Consider the following 23,523-nt stretch of genomic DNA (forward strand, 5'->3'; position numbering starts at 1 on the left):
AAACGAAGCTCTCCTTGAACAATCTGGAAAAGGGACGGCGACCACCGCCGCCGCCCCTCGCCCCATCAATGCGCGTGCGCGCCCGCCGCTCCGATGCCGGTCTCGGAGCGCACGTACTGCGCCTCGAAGGCCGCCCGCTCGCGTTTCGCCCGGGCGGAGTTGTCGATCTTCGAGACCGCCCAGATGCCGAGGAACGCCAGCGGCATCGAGAACAGGGCCGGGTTGTCGTAGGGGAAGAGCGCCGCCGGATGACCGAAGGTGGTGACCCACACGGCCTTCGACAGCACCACCATCACCACCGCGCTGACGAGGCCGATCAGGCCGCCGACGAGGGCGCCGAGCGTCGTGGTGCCCTTCCACAGGATCGACATCGCGAGCACCGGGAAGTTGCAGCTCGCCGCCACCGCGAAGGCGAGGCCGACCATGAAGGCGACGTTCTGGTTCTCGAACACGTAGCCGAGATAGATCGCCACGATGCCGATCACGACCGCCGAGATCTTCGACAGCCGCACCTCGCCGGCCTCGGTGGTGCGCCCGCGGGCGAAGACCTGGGCGTAGAGGTCGTGGCTGACCGCCGAGGCGCCGGCGAGCGTCAGGCCGGCCACCACCGCCAGGATGGTCGCGAAGGCCACCGCCGAGATGAAGCCGAGGAAGAGCGAGCCGCCGGTGGCGTTGGCGAGGTGCACCGCCGCCATGTTGGAGCCGCCCAGCAGCCCGGTGATCCGGTCGTAGGCGCCGTTCGCCCCGGCCTTGAAGTAGCTCGGATCGCCCATCAGGAAGGTGATGGCGCCGAAGCCGATGATGAAGGTGAGGATGTAGAAGTAGGCGATCAGGCCGGTGGCGTAGAACACCGACTTGCGGGCCGCCTGCGCGTCCGACACGGTGAAGAAGCGCATCAGGATGTGGGGCAGGCCGGCGGTGCCGAACATGAGGCCGATGCCCAGCGAGATCGCCGAGACCGGATCGGCGACGAGGCCGCCCGGCGCCATGATCGCCTCGTGCTTGGGATGCTCGGCGACGGCCGCCGCGAACAGGGCCTCCGGGTTGAAGCCGTAGCGCCACAGCACGGCAAGCGCCATGAACGAGGCGCCGGCGAGCAGGAGACAGGCCTTGATGATCTGCACCCAGGTCGTCGCCTTCATGCCGCCGAAGGCGACGTAGACGATCATCAGGATGCCGACCGCGATGATCGCCGTGAGGTAGTCGAGGCCGAACAGGAGCTGGATCAGCTTGCCGGCACCGACCATCTGGGCGATCAGGTAGAAGGCCACCACGACGAGCGTGCCGGTCGCCGACAGGATGCGGATCCGGGTCTGGTCGAGGCGGAAGCTCGCGACGTCGGCGAAGGTGAACTTGCCGAGATTGCGCAGGCGCTCGGCGATCAGGAACAGCACGATCGGCCAGCCGACCAGGAAGCCGATCGAGTAGATCAGCCCGTCGAAGCCCGACGAGAACACCAGCCCCGAGATGCCGAGGAACGAAGCCGCCGACATGTAGTCGCCGGCGATGGCGAGCGCGTTCTGGCCGGCCGAGATGCCGCCGCCAGCGGCGTAGAAGTCGGCCGCCGATTTCGAGCCCGCGGCGGCCTTGTAGGTGATGCCCAGCGTGGCCAGCACGAAGAGCAGGAACATCGCGACGGCGGTCCAGTTCGTCGCCTGCTTCTGCACGGCACCGAGGTCGGGACCGGCGGCGTAGGCCACGCCCGCCCCGAGGAGCGTGAGGGTGGTGACGAGGGCGATGCGACGCGCGGTCATCGGCCGAGCTCCCGGTTGAGGTCCCGCGTCAGGTCGTCGAAGCGGCCGTTGGCCCGGGCGACGTAGATGCCCGTGAGCACGAAGGCCGAGACGATGACGACGAGGCCGAGCACGATGCCGAGCGAGGTCACGCCGGAGCCGATCTTCGTCGCCATCAGGCCGTGCGCGAAGGCGACCAGCATGATGAAGACGAGGTAGATCGCCAGCATCGCGCCGGACAGGACCCAGCCGAAGCGGGTGCGTTCGGCTACGAGTTGGCGGAATTTAGGGCTCGCGAGAACCCGTGCGGTGTCTGCCCCTGCCATCGGCGGGCCTCCCTTTTGTTTCGGTTCTGTGACCAGACATGGCTCCGCCGCGCGCCGAAAACGACACGAGGCGATGAAGCCGATGCTTCGGTCTGTTTGAGTGCCTGTTCTCGCCAGGCTGAGCTTGCGCCGATTGCCGTTGCTGCGGCGCAATAATGCGGATGACCCGATTCCGCGGCGAATGCTAGCGCAAAGAGACTGAAACGCCTCTTCCTACGACGAAGGTCTGATGAGCGCGACCGTCTCGCGCGGGATTAAATCGCCGGGGCCCGATCTGGGTCCCGGCCAAGGGTCAGCGCGTCATGGTCACTTGAGGCGGTTCTGCCGGTTCTCGATCAGGTCCTCGACCACCGCCGGTTCGGCCAGCGTCGAGGTGTCGCCGAGCGAGGAGAACTCGTCCTCGGCGATCTTGCGCAGGATGCGGCGCATGATCTTCCCCGAGCGGGTCTTGGGCAGGCCGGGGGCGAACTGGATCAGGTCGGGCGAGGCGATCGGCCCGATATCCTTGCGCACCCAGGCCACCAGCTCCTTGCGGAGCGCGTCGGACGGCTCCTCGCCCTGCATCAGGGTGACGTAGGCGTAGATGCCCTGGCCCTTGATGTCGTGGGGATAACCCACCACCGCGGCCTCGGAGACCTTCGGGTGCGCGACGAGGGAAGATTCGACCTCCGCCGTGCCCATCCGGTGGCCCGAGACGTTGATGACATCGTCGACCCGGCCGGTGATCCAGTAATAGCCGTCCGCGTCGCGCCGGCAGCCGTCGCCCGAGAAGTAGCGGCCCGGGAAGGTCGAGAAGTAGGTCTGGACGAAGCGCTCGTGATCGCCCCACACGGTGCGCATCTGGCCCGGCCAGGATTCATCGATGCAGAGATTGCCCTCGCAGGCGCCCTCCTGGACCACGTTGTCGCCGTCCACCACCACCGGCTTGACGCCGAAGAACGGCCGCGTCGCCGAGCCGGGCTTGAGCGGCGTGGCGCCGGGGAGCGGGGTGATCAGGATGCCGCCGGTCTCGGTCTGCCACCAGGTGTCGACGATCGGGCAGCGCTCGTCGCCGACGACCCGGTAGTACCATTCCCAGGCCTCCGGGTTGATCGGCTCGCCGACCGATCCGAGCACCCGCAGGGTCTGGCGCGAGGTCTTCTTCACCGGTGCCTCGCCGGCTCCCATCAGCGAGCGGATCGCGGTCGGGGCGGTGTAGAAGATGTTGACCTTGTGCTTGTCGACGACCTCCCAGAACCGCGAGATCGACGGATAGGTCGGGATCCCCTCGAACATCAGGGTGGTGGCGCCGTTCGCCAGCGGCCCGTACAGGATGTAGGAATGGCCGGTGACCCAGCCGACATCGGCGGTGCACCAGTAGATGTCGCCCTCGTGATAGTCGAAGACGTATTGGTGCGTCATCGACGCGTAGACGAGGTAGCCGCCGGTGGTGTGGACCACGCCCTTCGGCTGGCCGGTCGAGCCCGAGGTGTAGAGCAGGAACAGCGGGTGCTCGGCCTCGACATGCGTCACCGGGCACTCGTCGGTGACCTGGGCGGCCGCCGCGTCGTAGTAGACGTCGCGGACCGGGTCCATCTCGACCGCGCCGCCGGTGCGGCGCACGACGATGACGTGGTCGACGCTGTCAGCCGGCAGGCGCTGGATCGCCGCATCGACATTGGCCTTCAGCGGCACCTTGCGACCGCCGCGCAGGCCCTCGTCGGCGGTGATGACGAGTTTCGAGTCGCAGCCCTGGATGCGGCCGGCGAGCGAATCCGGCGAGAATCCGCCGAACACCACCGAGTGGATCGCGCCGAGCCGGGCGCAGGCCAGCATCGCGTAGGCCGCCTCGGGGATCATCGGCAGGTAGATCGTGACGCGGTCGCCCTTCGACACGCCGCGGTTGCGCAGGACGTTGGCCATCCGGCACACCTCCGCGTGCAACTCGCGGTAGGTGATGTGGCGCGATTCCGACGGGTCGTCGCCCTCCCAGATGATCGCGACCTGATCGCCGCGGGTCTCGAGATGGCGGTCGATGCAGTTATGGGCGGCGTTGGTGACGCCGTCGGAGAACCACTTGATCGAGACGTCGCCGGGGCCGAACGTCGTCTCCTTGACCTTGGCGTAGGGCGTGAACCAATCGATCCGTTTGCCGTGCTCGCGCCAGAAGCCTTCCGGATCGCGGATCGAGGCCTCGTACCAGGCCTGATACTTTGCCTCGTCGATATGCGCCCGCGCGCGCGCATCCTGGCTGACCTCGACGACCCGCTGGTTCATGGCGCTCTCCCTATGTCGGTTCTGTCGGTGGCCCGTTCGGGCTCTCGCGAGGCGCGGTGGCCGGGCCGGTTGCCGCCGGTTTAGGCGTCCGCTCGCCGCGCCTGCAACCGATCATTCCGTCTAATGCAGACCGGATTAATGCGCGGGATCGACCGTGCCGGCCCTACTCGGTGCAGCCGTCGCAGATCCCGGTGTCGATCTTGCGCTGGATCTCGCGGTCGCGTCGCTGCAAGTCCGGGGTCAGGCCGGCATCGGGCCCCAGCGGCGCGCCCGGCGGCTTGGTCTGGCCGACGCCGGTGGTGTCGCGGGTGGCGGGCCTAAGCGAGCCGGTGATCCCAGGATCCCTGGCCGGCGGCTCCGCTTGCGCGAGGAGCGGGGCCGGGGCGAGGGCGGCCGCCAGGAGGATGGCGAGACAGGGCGTGCGACGCATGGGAACCTCCTTCCAGGGATCGGGCTCGCGAGCCAGATCGACGTCTTGGACCATCCTCTACCACAACGTGTGGCGAAGGCTCAGGTTTCCGGACTTGTCCGATGTGTCGACGGCTCCGAAGCTTCTCCATCGTCATCCCGGGGCCGCGCAGCGGAGCCCGGGATCCATAACTGCCAACATACAGGATGAAGCGGGATGCGATCCGCCTCATTCTCCAGCGTCAACGTTGAGAGATCCCGGGTTCTCGTCTTCGACAAGCCCCGGGATGACGGAGAGGAGGATGGACGTCGCGCGGGATCGACTTGCCGCGCCGACCGATCCGTCCGTTCGTCAGTACGGCACCCGGTCGGTCTTGGCCTCGTAGCGCTTCCAGACCTCGATCGCCTCGGCGCGCATGATCTGGCGGATCGGGATCTTGCGCTGGTCGGCCGGCTTGCGGACTTCCTCGTAGATCATGCTGTCGTCGAAATTGCCGTGCCGCAGGGCGTCCTCGTTGGTCGAGGCGTAGAAGATCCGCGAGATGCCGGCCCAGTAGGCCGCGGCCATGCACATCGGGCAGGGTTCGGCGGAGGTGTAGAGGGTGGCGCCGGGCAGCTTGAAGCTGCCCTCCTTGCCGCAGGCGTCGCGGATCGCCGCCATCTCGGCGTGCCAGGTCGGGTCGTTCTCGGCGACGACCCGGTTGGCGCCCTCGCCGATGATCTCGCCGTCGCGGACGATCACGGCGCCGAAGACGCCGCCGGCGCTCTCGACGAGCGCCGTGCGCTCCGACAGCGCGATGGCGCGCGCCATGAAGGTCTCGTCGTCGGTCATCGAAGCTCCTCTCGGCTGGCCTAAGGAGCATGGCGCCGGCGGACGGAAAGGCAAGCGGGGAGGGGGAGGCGCGACGGCTTCGCAACCCTCTCTCCGACCCACGCCCGCATCCGGAGGGGCCGGAGCGAGGCGGAGGCCTCCAGACACCGCTGGGATCTCTGGAGGTCTCCTTCGAGGCTCACTGCGTTCGCACCTCAGGATGAGGTCGCAAGTGGGACAGACGAAGGCGTCAGGACCCGATCCCGCACGCTGGATCGCCCCTCAATACGTCCAGCGCTGCGCTTTCGCGACCAGGAAGTCCCGGAACGCCTGGACGCGGGCGACCGTCCGCATCTCCTCGGCGTAGACGAGGTAGCTCTCCAGGTTCGGCATCTCGTAGTCGCGCAAAACCTGCACCAGCTGCTCGTTCCCGTCCGCGACGTAGTCCGGCAGGATGCCGATGCCGGCGCCGGTCTCGACCGCGAGCTGGAGCGCCGAGATGTTGTTGACCGTGAAGTGGATCGTGCGGTGCTCGCGGCCCTCGCGGCCGACGGTGGCGAGCCAGTGGGTCGCCATCAGGTAGGAGGGCTGGTCGCCGCCGAACGAGACCAGGCGGTGCTTGTCGAGGTCGTCGATCGTCTTCGGCTCCCCGAAGCGCTTCACGTATTCGAGCGAGGCGAAGACGTGGTAGTGCACGGTGAACAGCCGACGCTGGATCAGGTCCGGCTGGGCCGGGCGGCGGAGCCGGATCGCCACGTCGGCCTCGCGCATCGCGAGGTCGAGCTCCTCGTTGGTCAGGATCAGCTCGACGCGCACGTCCGGGTGCAGGTCGAGGAACTCCGCCACTCGCTGCGACAGCCAGGCGGTGCCGAGGCCCACCGTCGTCGTCACCTTGAGGTCGCCGGACGGGCGCTCGCTCGTCTCGACGAGGCGGGCCCGCGTGGTCTCGAGCCGCATCTTCATGTCCCGGGCGGCCCGGAACAGCAGGTCGCCCTGCTCGGTGAGGATCAGCCCGCGGGCGTGGCGGTGGAACAGCGGCGCCTTCAGCTCGCGCTCCAGCGCGCTGATCTGGCGGCTGACGGCCGACTGGCTGAGCCCGATGTCGTCGCCCGCCTTGGTGAAGCTGCCGGCTTCGGCGACGTTGAGGAAAATCCGGATCTTGTCCCAGTCCACGGCCGTCAAACCCCTCGCCAGAGCCCCGGCCGGCCAGGAGGACCGGTGAGTTCAGAGCGAACGCCACAGGCCGGGGCCGGGGCTCATCCCCGGCCCCGGTACAGATCGTCTACTCGGCCGCGGCCTGACGCGGCTGTTCGCCGATCGCCAGGTTGGCCAGGTACTTCTCCGCCTCGAGGGCGGCCATGCAGCCCATCCCGGCGGCGGTGATCGCCTGCCGGTAGACGTCGTCGGTGACGTCGCCCGCCGCGAACACGCCGGGGATCGCCGTCATGGCGGTGCCGGGCGTCACCTCGAGGTAGCCACCGGCCCGGAAGGGCAATTGCCCCTCGAACACCGCGGTCGCCGGCTGGTGGCCGATGGCGATGAACACGCCGTCAGCCTTGCGCTCGGTGATCGCGCCGGTGACCGTGTCGCGCAGGCGGACATGGGTGACCGCGGACGGCTTGTCGCGGCCGCAGATCTCCTCCACCGCGTGGTTCCACACCACCTCGACGTTCGGGTGCTTGAACAGGCGCTCCTGCAGGATGCGCTCGGCCCGAAAAGTGTCGCGCCGGTGCACGACCGTCACCTTGGAGGCGAGGTTGGCGAGGTAGAGCGCCTCCTCGACCGCGGTGTTGCCGCCGCCGACGACCACGACCTCCTTGCCCCGGAAGAAGAACCCGTCGCAGGTGGCGCAGGCCGAGACGCCGAAGCCCTGGAACTTCGCCTCGGAGGGCAGGCCGAGCCACTTGGCCTGGGCGCCGGTGGCGATGATCAGCGCGTCGCAGGTGAAGACCGCGCCGGAATCGGCCTCGAGCCGGAACGGCCTCTGCGCGAGATCGACCTTGGCGATGTATTCCGAGACGATCCGGGTGCCGACATGCTCGGCTTGGGAGCGCATCTGCTCCATCAGCCACGGGCCCTGGATCGCGTCGGCGAAGCCCGGATAGTTCTCGACGTCGGTGGTGATCATCAGCTGGCCGCCGGGCTGGAAGCCCGAGATCAGCAGCGGCTCGACCATGGCGCGGGCGGCGTAGATCGCGGCGGTGTATCCGGCGGGGCCGGAGCCGATGATCACGAGCTTCTCGTGCTGGGGAGCCTGCTTGGTGGTGGACATACGGATCTCCGGGGCTGCCGCCGGTCAGATTCTAACGAGCCTGACGGCGGGCGAGCGCGTCGCGATGCCCGATATAGGCATTCGCCACAGCCTGCGCGATCGCGAGTGTCATGTCTAAGGGCTTGGACGGCAACGACTCAACCCGTCCGTCGAAGACATGCACAGTTCCGTGCCGTTTGAGGGCCTCGAACAGCGCGCGATGGCGGGCATAGACGTTTTGCGGCTCGAACAGCAGCACCGGGACGCCGGCGGCGCAGGCCTCGATCACCATGTTGGCCGAATCGGCCGTCGCCACGATCGTGTCGGCGAGCGCCAGCATCGCGAGGTACGGATTCTCGCCGCCGCCGTCCCAGAAGAACCCGCCGCGGCGCCGGGCGAGGTCGGCCAGGGCCGCCCGCAGGCGTTCGGGGGTGCGGCGGGAGGCGGTGATCATCAGGCCCGCCTCGCCGGCCAGGCGCTCCAGCCCGGCGAGCAGGGCGCGCGCGTCCGTCTCCGAAAAGCGCCCGTGCCGGCTGTCGCCGCCGACCAGCACCGCGGCGCGGGGGGCGGGCAGGCCGGCGAGACGCGGATCGGGATCGCTTCGCGCGGCGGCGAGGCGGGCGGGGGAGACCGGGTGCGGGCCGGTCTCGGTCACGATCACGTTGGGCGCACGCAACGAATCGTGGGCCGGCACCCAGATCAGGTCGGCCGCCCGCGCACCGATGCGCGGATCGCGCAGGAACACCGTGAAGGTTCTTCGGCCCGAGCGGCGTTTGACCGCGCGCAACGCCGGCACCGCCCGGCGCCCGGTGGCGATGGCGAGGTCGGGCCAGGGAGGCGTCAGCGCCCGCTCCCGCGGATCGGCCGGGCCGCGCGGTGCGAGCCAGGAGAAGGGCGGACGCGGCGCGACCACGCGCTCCTCGGCCGCCACCCCCAGGGCCTCGGCGAGGCCGCGGCAGGGCGCGAGATCGCCGGCCTTGCCGTCGGTGATCAGCCAGGCCGTGGTGCCGGAGGGCAGAAGAGGGGAGAGGGAGGCCACGGGCCCGCGATGCGGGCCGGGACAAGGTCTGTCAAGCGCGTGCTCCGTCGAGCGGTCCGGCACCGCGCGATTGCGCCCCGCTCGGCCGATGCTCTACGAGAGCCGGCATGACCCCCGTCGTTCGCTTCGCCCCCTCGCCCACCGGCTTCCTCCATATCGGCAATGCCCGGCCGGCCCTGTTCAACGCCCTGTTCGCCCGGCGGGCGGGCGGCCAGTTCTGGCTGCGCCTCGACGATACCGACACGGCGCGCTCGACGCCTGAATTCGCCGCGGCGATCGAGGAGGATCTGGCCTGGCTCGGCATCGTCCCGGACGGGACCTTTCGCCAGTCGGAGCGCCTGGCGATCTACGATGCGGCCGCCGAGCGGTTGAAGGCGGCGGGCCGCCTCTACCCGGCCTACGAGACGGCGGAGGAATTGGAGCGCCGCCGCCGGCGCCAGCTCGGCCGCGGCCTGCCGCCGGTCTACGACCGCGCCGCCCTGAAGCTCACCCCTGAGGAGAAGGCCGCCTTCGAGGCCGAAGGGCGCCGGCCGCATTGGCGCTTCCGCCTCGATCCCGGCACCGTGACCTGGGACGACCTCGTGCGCGGGCCCTGCCACGTCGAGGCCGACAGCCTGTCCGACCCGGTGCTGATCCGCGAGGACGGCAGCTACCTCTACACCTTGCCCTCCGTGGTCGATGATGCCGAGACCGGCGTGACCCACGTGATCCGCGGCGAGGACCACGTCACCAACACGGCGGTCCAGATCCAGATCTTCTCCGCGCTGGGCGCTCCGGTGCCGGTCTTCGCCCACCACAACCTGCTCACCACGGCGAGCGGCGAGGGGCTGTCGAAGCGCCTCGGCCACCTCTCCCTGCGGGGCCTGCGCGAGACCGGCTACGAGCCGATGGCCGTCGCGGCGCTGGCGGTGCTGACCGGCTCGGCCGAGGCGGTGCGGCCGGTGGCCGATCTCGACGAGCTGGCCGCGCTGGTCGACCTCGCCCATGTTTCGCGGGCCCCGGCGAAGTTCGACGAGCACGAGCTCGACGGCCTCAACGCCCGCGTCGTCCACGGGCTGCCCTACGCGGCGGTGGCCGATCGCCTCGCCGCGATCGGCGTCGCGCCGGAAAAGGCGCAAGCGTTCTGGGAGGTCGTGCGGGCGAACCTGACCCGGGTGTCGGACGCGGCCGAGTGGTGGCGGGTGGTGCAGGGCCCGGCGACCCCGGTGACCGGCGAGACGCCGGACCTTTTCGCGGTGGCCCGCGAGGCGCTGCCGCCGGAGCCGTGGGATACCGGTACCTGGAAGCAGGTGACGGAGGCGGTGCGTGCCGCCACTGGTCTCAAGGGCAAGGCGCTGTTCCTCCCCTTGCGCCTCGCGCTCACCGGCCTCGACCACGGCCCGGACCTCGCCGGCCTGCTGCCGCTGATCGGGCGGGAGCGGGCGCTGGCGCGGTTGAAGGGGGAGGTGGCGTAGTCCGATCGCCACCTGATCCATTCCTGTATCGATAAAGCGCGGGATCCCCTCGCCCGTTTGGGAGAGGGGTAGGAGGGAGGGTGGAGACGGTGCCGGATAAGAACTCCGGCTGTTCCGCTACCGGCCCGACGCTCAGCGACTCACACTGAAGCGTGCCACCCTCACGCGGGATCTTCGATCCCCCGGCCCCTCTCCCACACCTTGAGCGATCCCGGGCTTGCCCGGGATCGCCCGGAGAGGGGAGAGCCGCCTCATCCTTACTCGAACAGATTCCACGGAAGCCGTACGGTTCCAGTCAGGCCACCACCGGCCACGGCCGCAGCGCCGGCCGGATCGCTTCGAACGCCCGCGCCAGTCGCAGCACCCCGACATCGTCGAAGCGCTTGCCGACGATCTGCAACCCCACCGGCAGCCCCTCCGGGGTGAAGCCCGCCGGGACCGAGATTGCCGGCTGCTCCGACATGTTGAACGGGACCGTGTAGGCGATGTGCGCCATCGCCCGGGCCGGGTCGTTGGTCGGCGAGGCGTGCTCGGCCGGGAAGGGCGGGTTCGGCGAGACCGGTCCGATCAGGAAGTCGAACGGGCGAATCGCCGCCAGAGCCGCGTCGCGCATCGCCGCCATCTGGCCCATGCCGTGGAAGACCGCCGCACCACTCAAGTCCCAACCGCCCGCCGCCCAGTCGCGGATGAAGGGCAACACCCGGGCGCGGCGCGCCTCGTCCAGCGCCTCGATGTCGAGGGAGGCGCGCTGGCGCCAGAACAGGTCGAGCCCGTCGAGCATCTTTTGGCTGAGGTAGGCCGGGACCGGCTCGACGATCGCGCCGGCCTCGGTCAGCAGCCGCACCGCCGCCTCGATCACCGCGCGGTTGCCTGGATCGAGGGGCAGGCCCGCCCCGCTCTCCATCACCAGCCCGAGGCGCAGGCCCTTCAGCGCCGGCCCGTCGAGGTCGAGCCAGGGCAGGTCGGCGGGCGGCAAGGCGGTGGGGTCGCGGTCGTCCGGGCGGCTGATGCTGCGCATCGCCAGAGCCGCGTCGGCGACGCTGCGGGTGAGGGGGCCGGCGCAGCGGCCGTAGAACGCGTTGTCGAGGGGCACCCGTCCGTGGCTCGGCTTGTGGCCGACGACCCCGCACCAGGAGGCGGGCAGCCGGATCGAGCCGCCGATATCGGTGCCGAGATGGATCGGGCCGTAGCCGGCGGCCGCCGCCGCGCCCGAGCCGGCCGAGGAGCCGCCCGGGCCCTTGGTCAGGTCCCACGGGTTGCGGGTGAGGGGATGAAAGCTGGAGAGGCCCGAGGACAGCATGCCGTAATCCGGCATGGTGGTGCAGGCGACGATCACCGCCCCGTCCTCGCGCAGGCGGGCGGTGGCCGGCGCGTCGCGCGGGCTCGGCGGCACGTCGTCCCGGGCGGCGGTGCCGAGCGGCATCGGCACGCCCTCGACGGCGATGTTCTCCTTGATGGTGACCGGCACCCCGTCGAGGGGCAGGGCCTCCCCCCGCATCCACCGCGCCTCGGAGGCGCGGGCGGCGTCGAGCGCCGCCTCCGGCGCGAAGGCGTAGAGCGCGTGCAGGTGCGGCTCGGCGGCCTCGGCCCGGGCGATCACGGCTTCCGCCACCGCGACCGGCGAGAGGGCGCGGCTGGCGTAGAGGCGCAGGAGTTCTGTCGCGGGCAAGTCGGCCGGGTTCGCGGCGGAGGGCTGGGCCATCGTCTCAGCGCGCCTCGGGCGTCTTGTCGGGCCGCCCGGCCAGCGCGACGTAGAAGCCGAGCCCGTCCTGCGACGGCAGGGTCTGGAGCCGCTCGACCCAGCCGCGGCGCTTGGCGTCGAGGAGCTGGCGGCCGACCGGCTGGAACAGGGTCTCGCCGCCGCCCGGGGTCGGCCCGTCGAGGCGCACCGCCACGGTCTTGCCCTTGGCGAAGCGGCTGCGCTCCAGCATGTCGGCGAGCGAGGCCTCGGCCTGCGGCCGGGGGGCGCCGCGCAGGTCGAGCACGGATTCGGCGTCGGTCACCCCGAGGGAGCCGCGCAGCTTGTTGGCGTAGAATTCGTCGAAATGGGGCAAGGGCGGCTCGGGAATCAGAGGGGGATGCCGTGATAGAGGGCGGCGACCGGGATCTCGCCGCCGAGATCGGGCAGCGGGATCACGTCGTCCCGGCCGAGGACGCGCAGGGACCAGTCCGGGCCGTTCCCGCGCGACCAGACCTCGACCCGGGCCTCGTCCTGATAGACGATCAGGTAGGCGCGAAGAGTCTGGAGACCCTGATAAAACTCTGCCTTACGGCCACGGTCGTTGTGCATGGTCGAGGGCGACAGCACCTCGGCGACGATCAGCGGGTCGCGAGCGTACCCGTCCGGAAGAAGAGGACCGCAGCGCACGACGAGATCGGGGATCGGTGCGTAATCATCGACGAAGTCGTTGCGCAGGCCGAGCCCGGGCAGGGCCCGGCATCCCAGCTTCTCGGCCAGCGCAGCGAGTTGGCGACCGAGACTCATCACGATCTGCTGATGGCGCTCGCCCGGCGGAGCCATCAGCACGGCCTCGCCGTCGAGAAGCTCCCAGCGCTCCTCGTCCGGGCGGTCGCGGATCATCTCAAGGAATTCGGCGACCCGCATCCGCGGGGCGCGCCGCAGCGCGAGCGACATGACGGCTCCCTGTCACCGCCCCGATCGTAGCACCGGGCGGGGACGGGCGACAGCCCGCTGCGGTGAGGCACCGCGCCCGAACACGGGGCGCGGTGCCTCGAGCTTACGCGTTACGCGCCGTGCACCAGCACGTTGCGGAACTGCCAGGGATCGCTCTCGTCGATGTCCTCCGGGAACAGGCCCGGGCGGCCCGAGAGCGGCGTCCAGTCCGTGTAGACCCCGATCACGGGGCCGAGATACGGCGTCTGCACCTCGAGGCAGCGGCGGAAGTCGATCTCGTCGGCCTCGACGATGCCGGCCTCGGGATTCTCGATCGCCCAGACCATGCCGGCGAGCACGGCGGAGGTCACCTGCAGGCCGGTGGCGTTCTGGTAGGGGGCGATGCGGCGAGTCTCCTCGATGGAGAGCTGCGAGCCGTACCAGTAGGCGTTCTTGCCGTGGCCGTAGAGCAGCACGCCGAGTTCGTCGATACCGTCGACGATCTCGTTCTCGTCGAGGATGTGGTGCTTCTCCTGCACCTTCCCGGCCTGGCCCCACATCTCGTGCAGCGACAGCACCGCCTCGTTGCAGGGATGGTAGGCGTAGTGGCAGGTCGGCCGGTAGACCGCCTTCCCGTTCTGGCGCACCGTGTAGTAGTCGGCGATCGAGATCGCCTCGTTATGCGTCACCAGGAAGCCGAACTGGGCCTGGGCGGTCGGGGTCCAGGACCGCACGCGGGTATCGGCGCCGGGCTGGAGCAGGTAGATCGCCGGCGCGTCGTTCGGGAGCGTGCGGCCGTTCTCCGGCATCCAGGTCTCGTGGGTGCCCCAGCCGAGCTCCGCCGGCTGGTTGCCCTCGGAGACGAAGCCCTCGACCGACCAGGTGTTGACGAAGACGCCCTGCGGCTTCTCCGACTTGGCCCGCTGGGTGTCGCGCTCGGCGATGTGGATGCCCTTGACACCGGTCTCGCGCATCAGCGCGGCCCACTCGTCGCGGGTCTTCGGCTCGGGGGTCTGCAGGCCGAGATCGCTCGCGACGTTGAGGAGCGCCTGCTTGACGAACCACGACACCATGCCGGGATTGGCGCCGCAGCACGACACCGCGGTCGGGCCGCCGGGCTTGCGGCGGCGCGCGTCGAGGATCTGCTCGCGCAGCGCGTAGTTGGTGCGGTCGGCGGGTCCGGCGTTCTTGTCGAAGTAGAAGCCCGGCCACGGCTCGGCGACGGTGTCGATGTAGAGCGCGCCGATCTCGCGGCACAGCTCCATGATGTCCCGCGACGAGGTGTCGACCGAGAGGTTGACGCAGAAGCCCTGACCGCCGCCCTCGGTGAGGAGGGGCGTCAGGACCTCGCGATAATTGTCCTTGGTCAGCGCCACCTGCTCGAAGCGCAGGCCGTGCTTGTCGGCGAGCGCCTTGTGGGCGTCCGACGGCTCCACCACCGTGAACCTGGCCTTGTCGTAGGTGAAATGGCGCTCGATCAGGGGCAGGGTGCCCCGGCCGATCGAGCCGAAGCCGATCATCACGATGGGGCCGCTGATGCGGCCGTGGACGGGCCAGTCGGTCATGGCGCTCAAGGTCTCCGGACTTGTGGTTGGCAATGGGCCCCGCCTGCGGGAGCGACGCCCCCGGGCCGGTCGGCTCGCCTAGCAGGCCAGCATGACGCGCGGGCGACGGGGCACGCGACCGGGTGATTGACGCGTCGGGTCCCCGGGGTCAACCCCGGTCAACCCCTTGCTGCGCAACAGGCAAGCGTGACCGTCGGGTTAACCGCGGCGCAAAAAGCGGCATGCCGGAATCGCATGGCGCCGCTGCACCCGCGACGCTTGTGTGCGGCGCGGCAGCATCCATATTGCGTTGCAACAAGAACACCGGAAACGCCCGCGCGCAATCTCACAGGAGATCCCCATGCTCGCGGTCATCACTCACTCTCTGCTCACCCCGGTCGAGGAGCGCTCCGACATGGAGCCCGGCATCCTCACCCTCGTCAGCCGCATCGTCCGCTCGGTTCACGCCGCCAACCAGCGCCGCCAGGAGCAGCGCATCGGCGAGTTCGTCGAGACCCGCGGCGGCCGCATCACCGACGATCTCGAGCGCCAGATCGGCCAGTACTTCTGCTGATCGCCCCGCCCCGGCTCGCCGGGGCGACGCACTCGACGGCTTCAAGCAAGGCGCCAGGGGCGAGGCAAACGCCCCTCAGGCGCCTTCTTGGTGTTTGGGGTGTCCGTATCCGGCCTCGTCGTCCACCCGACGGCCTCGCCCCGCAAGCCAGCTTGAGCTCACCGCCTGAATTGACGCCCTCCGTGTCATCCCGGGGCCGCGAAAGCGGAACCCGGGATGACGTCGAGACAGGTAGGCCTGTCCGGCAGAGATCGATACGATCGATCTGTCAGGCTTGAAGCCAAGATCCTACTCGACCCGCCCCAGGATCACCTTCCGCTCCGCCACCACCTCCGACCCGACCTGATAAGCCGCCACGATCTCGGCCTCCGCCCGCGCAGCGGCGGCCTCGCTGCGGGCATGCACCACCGCGAGCGGCCGGTCCGGCCCGACCTCGGCGCCGACCGGCGCGAGGTCGGTGATGCCGACGGCATGGTCGATCGAATCCTCCGGGCGGGTCCGGCCGCCGCCGAGGCCGATCACCGCGACGCCGATCGCCCGCGTGGCGATGGCGGCGACACGGCCTCCCTGAGGTGGGACGACCGGGCGCGTCACGGGCGCAGCGGCCAGGTGGCGCTCGGGATGCGCCACGAGGTCGGTCGGCCCGCCGAGGGCTGCCACCATGCGGGAGAAGGTCTCGGCCGCCCGGCCCGAGGCCAGGGTCTTCTCCAGGCGCGCGGCGGCCTCGGTCGTGTCGGGGCTCAAGCCCCCGAGGACCAGCATCTCGGCGCCGAGCGCCAGGGTGACGGCGTGGAAGCGCGGCTCGCGCCGACGGCCGGTCAGGTAATCGATGGCATACGTCACCTCGGCGGCGTTGCCGGCGACGGAGGCCAGCGGTTGGTCCATGTCGGTGAGGAGGGCGCGGGTCGGCATGCCGGCGCCGTTCGCCACCGTGACCAGGCTCTCGGCAAGGCCATAGGCCTCGTCGGTGCGGGCCATGAAGGCGCCCGATCCCGCCTTCACGTCCATGACGAGGCCCTGGAGGCCGGCCGCGAGCTTCTTCGCCAGGATCGAGGCGGTGATCAGGTCGAGGGATTCGACCGTGCCGGTGACGTCGCGGATGGCGTAGAGCCGCCGGTCGGCCGGGGCGAGGTCCGGCGTCTGGCCGATCACCGCGCAGCCGACCGCGCGGGTGACGCGGCGAAACAGCTCGACGTCCGGCTGCGAGACGTAGCCCGGGATGCTGTCGAGCTTGTCGAGGGTGCCGCCGGTATGCCCGAGGCCGCGGCCGGCGATCATCGGCACGAAGCCGCCGCAGGCCGCGACCATCGGGGCGAGGGGGAGGCTCACCGTGTCGCCGACGCCGCCGGTCGAGTGCTTGTCGACGACCGGGCCGGGCAGGTCCCAGTCGAGCACCGTGCCCGAGCGCATCATCGCCCGGGTCAGCGCCACCCGCTCCGGCAGCGACAGGCCGCGGAAGAACACCGCCATCGCGAAGGCCGCCGCCTGCCCCTCGGTGACCCGCCCCTCGGTCAGGCCGAGGATGAAGGCCTCGATCGCCTCCGGCGGCAGCGCGTGGCCGTCGCGCTTGAGGCGGATCAGTTCCTGCGGCAGCAGCGTCATGGGAGGGTTCCGGGAAGTTGGATCAGCGGATGGTCGACCGGCTCGACGGACCTGACACCCACCGGGTCATTCCGGGGCCGCGAAAGCGGAGCCCGGAATCCGGACACTCAGGTGGCACAGGACAAATCGGCACGGTGTCGGCTCTTTCCTGGACCATCGGCGGTTCTGGGCGTGCCTGCGGCACTCCGGGCTCCGCTGCGCGGCCCCGGAATGACGCGGAGGGTGTGACATCTCTGGGTGTCAATCCAGAAGGTTCTCAGGATGACGTCACGGATGGGATGGAATCCGTCATCACGTCATACCGCCCCTCGCAGATGATCGGCGACGAGCGCCACGACGAGCCGCCCGACATCCTCCGCGGCTTGCGCCGCCACCCGCTTGGTCTCGGCGTGATGGGGCGCGCCGATCTCGGCGCCGGCCGCGAAGCCCGCGGCGTAGTTCGTCACGAGCGAGAGCGCCGCGACCCGGAGGCCGAAGAAGCGGGCAAGGATCACCTCCGGCACCGTCGACATGCCGACGAGATCGGCGCCGAGCACCTTCGCCATGCGGATCTCCGCCGGGGTCTCGAAGCTCGGACCCGAGAACCAGGCATAGACCCCCTCGTGCAGGGGTACATCGCTCGCGGCCGCCGCGGCCTTCAGCGCCGCCCGCAGGCCGGGATCGTAGGCCTCGACCATCGGCACGAAGCGGGCGTCGGAGGGCTCGCCGTAGAGCGGGTTCATCCCCGACAGGTTGATGTGGTCGCTGATCAGCGCGAGGCGGCCGGGGCCGGCCTGGGCTAAGAGCGAGCCGGCGGCGTTGGTGAGGAGGAGCGGCGGGGCGCCGAGCGCCGCCACCACGCCGACCGGCACCCGCATCGCATCCGCCTGGCCGTGCTCGTAGGGATGGGCGCGGCCCTGGAACAGCAGCACCCGCTCTCCGCCGAGGCGCCCCGCCACCAGCCGCCCGGCATGGCCCGAGACGCCGGAGGCCGGGAAATGCGGGATCTCGCCGTAGGGTATCGCGACCGGATCCTCGACCCTCTCCGCCAGCGGCCCGAGCCCGGTGCCGGTGACGAGAGCGAGCGCGAAACCGCCGTCGACGCCGCGCGCCCGCAGGAAGTCGGCGGCCTCGGTCACGCGGGGATCGTCGGGCGGGGCGCTCACGCGAGGTTGTCCGGGCCGAAAGAGGCGGGCAGCAAGTCGTCCAGGGTGAAGGTCTTTCGCACGCCCTGCGGCCCGGCGACGTGGATCGGGGTGTCGGGGGCGGCGAATTCGCGGATGCGCTGGCGGCAGGCGCCGCAGGGGGTGACCAGCGCCTCGCCGTCGCCGAGCACCAGGATCGCCGCGATGCGCCGGCCACCATGCGCGACCATCGCGGCGATGGCCCCGGCCTCGGCGCAGGTGCCGACCGGATAGGCGGCGTTCTCGACGTTGCAGCCGGCATGCACCGCCCCCGCCTCGTCGCGGATCGCGGCGCCGACGCGGAAGCGCGAATAGGGCGCGTGGGCCCGCGCCTGGGCCGCGCGCGCGGCGGAGAGCAGGGTGTCGGTCGGATCCATCCTCGTCCCGGTGGCCGTTTGGTCAACGGCCGGATCATGGCCGGCCGGACGCCCGCCGTCGAGCCCGTCGACAAGCCGCCCCGCGCGCCCTACACCCGCATTCTTTCCACCAAGAAGGATATTTTCCGATGCTCGGACGGTTCGAGCGCGGCGGGTCCGGCGAGGCCGTCGTGGAGTATGGCGACAGCAACCTGCGGGTGGTGCGGCCCGGCCGCTTCGTGCGCTGCTCGGTGACCGGGGTCGAGATCCCCCTCGACGCCCTGCGCTACTGGAGCGTCGAGCGCCAGGAGGCCTATGCCGATCCCGATGCCGTGATGGTGCGCCTGCGCGAGCGCTCACAGCCCGCGTAGGAGGGCGCCGAGCGCCTCGGGCGCCTCGAGCGCCAGCCTCACCGGCAGCGTCGCGACCGGCAGGGCGGGAGGCAACCGCACCCGGTCCTTCTCGGTCGTCACCAGCACGAGGTCCTTGGCTGCCGCCTCCGCCGCCAGGGCCTCGGCCTCGGCCGCCGTGAAGGCGTGATGGTCCGGGAAGGCGCGGGTCTCGCGCAAGGAGGCCCCGACCTCGCGCAGGGTCGCGAAGAACTTGTCTGGTCTGCCGATCCCCGCGAAGGCCAGGACCGGGCGCCCGCGCAAGGACGCGGCGGCGGCCGGATCCGGTTCGAGCCGGCCGCGCAGGGCCGGCAGACCACGCTCCCTCGCCTCCGCCAGCACCCAGGCGCCGGGCGCGCCCTCGCCGACGACCAGGGCGGCGTGAACACGCTGCCACTGCATCACCGCCGGCGCCCGCAGCGGGCCGGCCGGAAACACCCGCCCGTTGCCGAGGCCGACCGCGCCGTCGACCACCGCGATCGCCAGGGTCTTGGCGAGGCTCGGGTTCTGCAGCCCGTCATCCATCACGATGACATCGGCGCCAGCCGCGCGGCAGGCCCGCGCGCCGGCCACCCGGTCGCGGGCGACGATCGCCGGAGCGGCGCGAGCGAGCAGCAGCGGCTCGTCGCCGACCTCTTCCGCTCCATGGCGCGCGGGATCCACTTGCACCGGCCCTGGCAGGCGCCCGCCATAGCCCCGGCTCAGGAAGACCGGGCGCCGGCCGAGAGCGCCGAGCAGGCCGGCGACCGCCAGGGCCGTCGGCGTCTTGCCGGCGCCGCCGAGGGTGAAGTTGCCGATGCAGACCACCGGGCAGGGCGGCGCGGCGCCGGCCCGCACCATCCGGCGGGCGGCGAGCGCGCCGTAGACGGCACCGAGGGGTGCGAGTAGCCGGGCCGCCGGAGCCGGGTCCGCCCGCCACCAGAAGCCCGGCGCCCGGATCACGAGGCGAACCGCCCGGCGATCTTCAACTGGCAGATGAAGGGCTCGATCGCCGCCATCGCCCGGTCGGTGGCGCCGCCGGCGCTCTCGATCGCCGCGGCGCCGGCCTGCGCCATCGCCCGGCGGGCGGCCGGATCGGCGAGGAGCTGGCCGACCGCCGCCGTCAGCTCCTGCCCGTCGCGCACGATCCGGGCGCCGCCGGCGCGCTCGAGCGCGCCGTAGACCTGGGCGAAGTTGCGCACGTGCGGCCCGGACAGGATCGCGGCGCCGAGGCGTGCCGGCTCGATCGGGTTCTGGCCGCCGTGGCGGGCGAGCGACCCGCCGACGAAGACGAGCGGGCACAGGCGGTAGAACAGGCCGAGCTCGCCCACCGTATCGGCGACGTAGAGGTCGACCTTGTCGTGCGGCTGGCCGCCGGTCGCACGGCGCCCGACGCGCAGGCCCGCCGCCGCCGCGTCGGCGGCGACCGCCGGACCGCGGTCGGGGTGGCGCGGCACCACGATGGTGAGGAGGTCGGGGTAGCGCCGCGCCAGCGCCCGGTGCGCCGCGGTGGCGGCGGCCTCCTCGCCCGGATGGGTCGAGGCGGCGAGCCAGACCGGGCGCCCGGCGATCACCCCGCCGAGCTGGCGCAGCTGCTCGGGATCCGCCGGCGGGGGGCTTGCGTCGAATTTCAGGTTGCCGCCGGCTTCGACCCGGGGGGCGCCGAGCCGTGCGAAGCGCTCGGCCTCCTCCTGGCTCTGGGCGAGGCAGAGCGCGACGCGCGACAGGATCGCGCGCGCCACCGCCGGGGTGCGGGCCCAGCCGCGGGCCGAGCGCTCGGACATCCGCCCGTTGACCAGGATCAGCGGCACCTCGCGCTCGTGCAGGGCCAGGATGGTGTTGGGCCAGAGCTCCGATTCGGCGACCAGCGCCAGGTCCGGCCGCCAATGGTCGAGGAAGCGGGCGAGGTAGCGCGGCGCATCGAGGGGCGCGAACTGGTGCAGGGCGCCGCGGGGCAGCCGCCGCGCCAGGAGCTCCGCCGAGGTGCGGGTGCCGGAGGTGACGAGAACGGAGAAGCCGCGCCGGGTCAGGCGCTCGACGAGGCCGATGAGCGACAGGGCCTCGCCGATGCTGGCGCCGTGGGCCCAGACGAGGGGCCCGGCCGGCCGCGGCTTGCCCGGCCGCCCGGTGCGCTCGGGCAGGCGCACGGGATCCTCCTTGCCGCGCCGGCGCCGCCAGGCGAGCAGGCCGGCGAGCGCCGGCTCGCCGGCAATCAGGCCGTAATGATAGGCGCGCAGCAGCGCCGGCACGTCGTCGCGCCTCATCGGGCGGGGGCCTGTTTGCGGGTGTGCACCGGATCGATCCGGCCGACCTGCGCGAAGGCGCGGGCATGCACCGCGTTGAGGTCGGCCTCGATGCGCAGGCGCGCCGCCTCGATCCCGGCGGCGTCGAGGTCGCGGGCGACCGTGATCGGCTCGCCGAAGGCCATCACGCCACGGCCGAAGGGCAGGCCGAGGCTCGCCCGGTCCCAGCTGTCGAACTGGAGGTAGCGGCTCGTGACGACCGCGGTCGGCACCACCGGCCGGCCGGAGAGCCGCGCCAGCATCACGATGCCCTCGCCGCAGCGCCGCGACACCTTCGGCACGTCGGCGCTGAACGCCACCGTCTCGCCGTCCTCCAGCGCCTTGAGGCAGCCGCGCAGGGCCGACACCCCGCCCTTGGCCCACATGTCGCTCGCCCGCCGCGCCCCCGAACCGCGGATCACCCGCACGCCCATCCGCTCCAGCACGGCGGTGTTCACCCCGCCGTCGACCGAGCGCGACACCATCGTGGCGGCCCGGTCCTCGGGCCGGCGCACGAACGGCACCATCAGGTGCTGACCGTGCCACATGGCGATGATGAACGGCCGCAGGGGCGACAGCCAGTCGTAGGCCGCCGGCGGATCGAGGCTGAAGCGGTTCGTGCCGCGCACCAGCTTCAGGTAGCTCGCGCCGAGGAAGCCGAGGCTCTCCTGGGCCGCCCGGCTGCGGGCGATGCGGGTGACGACGCTCATTCGGCCACTTCGTGGAGGGGGAACGCTTCAGGGGAGATGCGGCGAATCCGGTCCGGCGCGGGCCCCGCGAATCCGGGCGCCGTCATGCTCCGTTCGGGCCCGCGAGGCAACCGCCGTCAGGTTGTGGGGGCGTGACGGAGCGTGCGGCACCGCACCCGTGGGGAGCGAGGGGGGAGCGTCCCGTCCGGGCCGGGAGCCTCGATGCACACTTTTGCGACTGTAATGTACAGGTTGCAACTTGGTGTGTTCGAGATCCAGCAGACCGATATCGTCACGGCCTGGCTCGACCGGCTTCGAGACATTCGCGCCCAAGCACGGTTTACGGCTCGGCTCCGCCGACTCTCGACGGGCCATCTCGGCGACGTGAGGCCGATCGGTGACGGCGGCAGCGAATTGCGGATCGATCATGGTCCCAGATATCGAATCCATTTCACGCAGAGAGGAAAAAACCGTCATCCTTCTCGTCTGCGGCGGGGATAAATCGAGCCAGACGAAGGACGGTCAACGAGCGAAGGATCTTGCAAGATGATGGCGAAAGTCACCCCCTAGGACGCAGCCGATTTTCTCACGACACCGGAGAGGGTCGCCGAATACCTTGATGCCGTGTTCGACGATGGCGACCCCGCGACGACCGCGGCAGCTCTCGGCGATGTCGCGAGGGCCAAGGGCATGTCGCAGGTCGCGAAGGACACGGGCCTCGCGCGGGAGGCCCTCTATCGGAGCCTGTCCGACAAGGGCAATCCGCGGCTCGCGACGGCTCTCGACGTCTTGAGGTCGTTCGGCCTGAAGCTGACCGTGACGCCGATCGGCGATACGGCGTGAGAAGGGGTCCTGGCTGAGATCGGGCAGGGGTTGCCGGCAGTCAGGAATGGCGAACCTGCGCCGGGTCGTCGAACGGGGCGGCGCGCAACCTGCAAGGCAGAGCGAGACCGAGATCCACGAAAGCCTTGTTTGGAATGGCTCCAATCTATAGATTGGATCCATTCCAAACAGGATCGCGCGCATGAAAGCCCTGACCGATCTCACCGAGCGCGAGGTGCTGGCCCTCGCCATCGCCAGCGAGGAGGAGGATTCCCGCATCTATCGCAGCTTCGCCGAGAGCCTGCGGGCCGACCTGCCGGGCTCCGCCGGGCTGTTCGAGGCGATGGCCGACGAGGAGCGGGGGCATCGCGACGACCTCTACGCGGCCTATCGCGAGCGCTTCGGCGAGCACCTGCCGCCGCTGCGGCGCGAGGACGTGCGCGGCTTCCCGCGTCGCCGCCCGTTCTGGTGGCAGGGGCTCGATGCCGGCCGGATGCGGCGGGAGACGGAAGCGATGGAGGCGCAGGCCGCCGGCTTCTACGAGCGGGCGGCGGACCTCACCCGCGATCTCGGGGTGCGCCAGCTCTTCACCCGCCTCGCCGAGATCGAGCGCGGCCACGGCCGCCGGGCCGAGGCGCTGACCGCCGAGCAGGAGACCGGGGATGCCGCCGCCGAGGAGGCCCGGGCCGCCCACCGGCTGTTCGTGCTGCGCTACATCCAGCCGGGCCTCGCCGGGCTGATCGACGGCTCGGTCTCGACGCTGGCGCCGCTCTTCGCCGCCGCCTTCGCCACCCACAACAACGGGCAGACCTTTCTCGTCGGCCTCGCCGCCTCGATCGGCGCCGGGATCAGCATGGGCTTCACCGAGGCCCTGTCCGACGACGGCAGCATCACCGGGCGCGGCTCGCCCTGGCTGCGCGGTCTCGTCTGCGGGATCATGACGGCGGTGGGCGGCCTCGGCCACACGCTGCCCTACCTGGTGCCCGATTCCTGGACCAACGCCTTCGCCATCGCGACGGTGCTCGCCGCCCTGGTGGTGGCGGTGGAACTGCTCGCCATCTCGGCCATCCGCACCCGCTACATGGAGACGCCGTTCTGGCGCGCCGCCCTCCAGGTCGTGCTGGGCGGCGTCCTGGTCCTGCTCGCCGGCGTCGCGATCGGCAGCGCGTAGATGTCGTCATGCGGCACCGTGCGCGGGAGGCGGCCCCGAAAGCCGCTCCCGCCACCTTGA

The 23,523-nt window shown here is 71.1% G+C and carries 23 protein-coding genes and 1 pseudogene; 6 read left to right on the forward strand and 18 right to left on the reverse strand.

All coding sequences use genetic code 11. The features are described from left to right. Positions 1–65: 65 nt before the first annotated feature. The 8 genes from DK412_RS10280 to DK412_RS10315 form a co-directional block, all read right to left on the reverse strand. Positions 66–1,754 (reverse strand): cation acetate symporter, encoded by a 1,689-nt coding sequence (locus tag DK412_RS10280; protein ID WP_109971877.1) that lies wholly within the window; start codon positions 1,752–1,754, stop codon positions 66–68. Then, entirely contained in the window at positions 1,751–2,059 is a 309-nt protein-coding gene (locus DK412_RS10285; protein WP_109971878.1) for a DUF485 domain-containing protein, read from the reverse strand. Before DK412_RS10285 ends, DK412_RS10280 begins: the two co-directional genes overlap by 4 nt. A 306-nt stretch (positions 2,060–2,365) precedes the next feature. Beyond that, complete coding sequence (acs, locus tag DK412_RS10290; RefSeq protein WP_109971879.1) at positions 2,366–4,315, reverse strand: acetate--CoA ligase; 1,950 nt, start codon at positions 4,313–4,315, stop codon at positions 2,366–2,368. Positions 4,316–4,478: 163 nt separating this feature from the next. Next, positions 4,479–4,745, reverse strand: a complete 267-nt coding sequence (locus tag DK412_RS10295) for a hypothetical protein (RefSeq protein WP_109975177.1) — start codon at positions 4,743–4,745, stop codon at positions 4,479–4,481. Positions 4,746–5,075: 330 nt separating this feature from the next. Further along, positions 5,076–5,555, reverse strand: coding sequence for a nucleoside deaminase (locus DK412_RS10300; protein ID WP_109971880.1), 480 nt, complete (start codon positions 5,553–5,555; stop codon positions 5,076–5,078). Positions 5,556–5,816: 261 nt separating this feature from the next. Next, positions 5,817–6,707 carry a LysR family transcriptional regulator gene (locus tag DK412_RS10305; RefSeq protein ID WP_048449273.1) on the reverse strand — a complete coding sequence of 297 codons (891 nt, stop codon included), beginning with the start codon at positions 6,705–6,707 and terminating at the stop codon, positions 5,817–5,819. A 109-nt stretch (positions 6,708–6,816) separates the two neighbouring features. Further along, entirely contained in the window at positions 6,817–7,806 is a 990-nt protein-coding gene (gene trxB / locus DK412_RS10310) for a thioredoxin-disulfide reductase (RefSeq protein WP_109971881.1), read from the reverse strand. 31 nt (positions 7,807–7,837) lie between these two features. Continuing rightward, positions 7,838–8,824 (reverse strand): mitochondrial fission ELM1 family protein, encoded by a 987-nt coding sequence (locus DK412_RS10315; protein WP_109971882.1) that lies wholly within the window; start codon positions 8,822–8,824, stop codon positions 7,838–7,840. Positions 8,825–8,931: 107 nt separating this feature from the next. Between DK412_RS10315 and gltX the strand changes: the two genes are divergently transcribed. Further along, positions 8,932–10,278, forward strand: coding sequence for a glutamate--tRNA ligase (gene gltX / locus DK412_RS10320; protein ID WP_109971883.1), 1,347 nt, complete (start codon positions 8,932–8,934; stop codon positions 10,276–10,278). 295 nt (positions 10,279–10,573) lie between these two features. Here the strand turns inward: gltX and DK412_RS10325 are convergent, their stop codons facing one another. The 4 genes from DK412_RS10325 to DK412_RS10340 form a co-directional block, all read right to left on the reverse strand. Then, positions 10,574–11,980, reverse strand: coding sequence for an amidase (locus tag DK412_RS10325; protein ID WP_109971884.1), 1,407 nt, complete (start codon positions 11,978–11,980; stop codon positions 10,574–10,576). A 4-nt stretch (positions 11,981–11,984) separates the two neighbouring features. Further along, positions 11,985–12,332 (reverse strand): hypothetical protein, encoded by a 348-nt coding sequence (locus DK412_RS10330; protein WP_093570302.1) that lies wholly within the window; start codon positions 12,330–12,332, stop codon positions 11,985–11,987. 14 nt (positions 12,333–12,346) lie between these two features. Then, positions 12,347–12,913: a Uma2 family endonuclease gene (locus DK412_RS10335; RefSeq protein ID WP_109971885.1), complete on the reverse strand. Its 567-nt coding sequence runs from the start codon at positions 12,911–12,913 to the stop codon at positions 12,347–12,349. 110 nt (positions 12,914–13,023) lie between these two features. Then, on the reverse strand, positions 13,024–14,457 hold the full coding sequence (locus DK412_RS10340) for a saccharopine dehydrogenase NADP-binding domain-containing protein (RefSeq protein WP_109971886.1): 1,434 nt from the start codon (positions 14,455–14,457) through the stop codon (positions 13,024–13,026). Positions 14,458–14,797: 340 nt separating this feature from the next. On the opposite strand from DK412_RS10340, the gene DK412_RS10345 reads away from it, so the two are divergent. Continuing rightward, a complete protein-coding gene (locus DK412_RS10345; RefSeq protein ID WP_109971887.1) occupies positions 14,798–15,010 on the forward strand; it encodes a hypothetical protein in 213 nt (70 codons plus the stop codon). Positions 15,011–15,298: 288 nt separating this feature from the next. Here the strand turns inward: DK412_RS10345 and deoA are convergent, their stop codons facing one another. The 3 genes from deoA to cdd all read right to left on the reverse strand — a co-directional run bounded on the left by deoA (position 15,299) and on the right by cdd (position 18,152). Next, positions 15,299–16,612, reverse strand: a complete 1,314-nt coding sequence (gene deoA / locus DK412_RS10350; RefSeq protein ID WP_109971888.1) for a thymidine phosphorylase — start codon at positions 16,610–16,612, stop codon at positions 15,299–15,301. A gap of 296 nt (positions 16,613–16,908) precedes the next feature. Then, positions 16,909–17,730: a purine-nucleoside phosphorylase gene (locus tag DK412_RS10355; RefSeq protein WP_109975178.1), complete on the reverse strand. Its 822-nt coding sequence runs from the start codon at positions 17,728–17,730 to the stop codon at positions 16,909–16,911. Between the two features lie 23 nt (positions 17,731–17,753). Then, a complete protein-coding gene (gene cdd / locus DK412_RS10360) occupies positions 17,754–18,152 on the reverse strand; it encodes a cytidine deaminase (RefSeq protein ID WP_109971889.1) in 399 nt (132 codons plus the stop codon). Positions 18,153–18,280: 128 nt separating this feature from the next. Here cdd and DK412_RS10365 point away from each other — a divergent pair, with 128 nt between their 5' ends. Next, on the forward strand, positions 18,281–18,502 hold the full coding sequence (locus DK412_RS10365; RefSeq protein WP_109971890.1) for a DUF2093 domain-containing protein: 222 nt from the start codon (positions 18,281–18,283) through the stop codon (positions 18,500–18,502). Here the strand turns inward: DK412_RS10365 and lpxK are convergent. Genes lpxK through DK412_RS10380 form a run of 3 tightly spaced genes read right to left on the reverse strand, consistent with a single transcriptional unit; the run spans position 18,488 to position 21,491 of the window. Further along, positions 18,488–19,459 carry a tetraacyldisaccharide 4'-kinase gene (gene lpxK / locus DK412_RS10370; protein ID WP_109975179.1) on the reverse strand — a complete coding sequence of 324 codons (972 nt, stop codon included), beginning with the start codon at positions 19,457–19,459 and terminating at the stop codon, positions 18,488–18,490. The genes DK412_RS10365 and lpxK overlap by 15 nt on opposite strands. Next, positions 19,459–20,763, reverse strand: coding sequence for a 3-deoxy-D-manno-octulosonic acid transferase (locus DK412_RS10375; RefSeq protein ID WP_109971891.1), 1,305 nt, complete (start codon positions 20,761–20,763; stop codon positions 19,459–19,461). Before DK412_RS10375 ends, lpxK begins: the two co-directional genes overlap by 1 nt. Next, positions 20,760–21,491, reverse strand: a complete 732-nt coding sequence (locus DK412_RS10380) for a lysophospholipid acyltransferase family protein (protein WP_109971892.1) — start codon at positions 21,489–21,491, stop codon at positions 20,760–20,762. The genes DK412_RS10375 and DK412_RS10380 overlap by 4 nt, the downstream gene beginning before the upstream one ends. 222 nt (positions 21,492–21,713) lie before the next feature. Between DK412_RS10380 and DK412_RS10385 the strand changes: the two genes are divergently transcribed. The 3 genes and pseudogenes from DK412_RS10385 (at position 21,714) to mbfA (ending at position 23,463) form a co-directional block, all read left to right on the forward strand. Beyond that, complete coding sequence (locus DK412_RS10385) at positions 21,714–21,971, forward strand: type II toxin-antitoxin system RelE/ParE family toxin (RefSeq protein WP_348629399.1); 258 nt, start codon at positions 21,714–21,716, stop codon at positions 21,969–21,971. 81 nt (positions 21,972–22,052) lie between these two features. After that, positions 22,053–22,313: pseudogene (locus DK412_RS10390) on the forward strand (addiction module antidote protein); the annotation flags it as partial. A 181-nt stretch (positions 22,314–22,494) separates the two neighbouring features. Beyond that, positions 22,495–23,463, forward strand: a complete 969-nt coding sequence (gene mbfA, locus DK412_RS10395; RefSeq protein WP_109971893.1) for an iron exporter MbfA — start codon at positions 22,495–22,497, stop codon at positions 23,461–23,463. The last annotated feature ends 60 nt before the right edge of the window (positions 23,464–23,523 follow it).

Origin of the sequence: Methylobacterium sp. 17Sr1-1, from assembly GCF_003173775.1 — a bacterium.
Classification (GTDB): Bacteria; Pseudomonadota; Alphaproteobacteria; order Rhizobiales; family Beijerinckiaceae; genus Methylobacterium.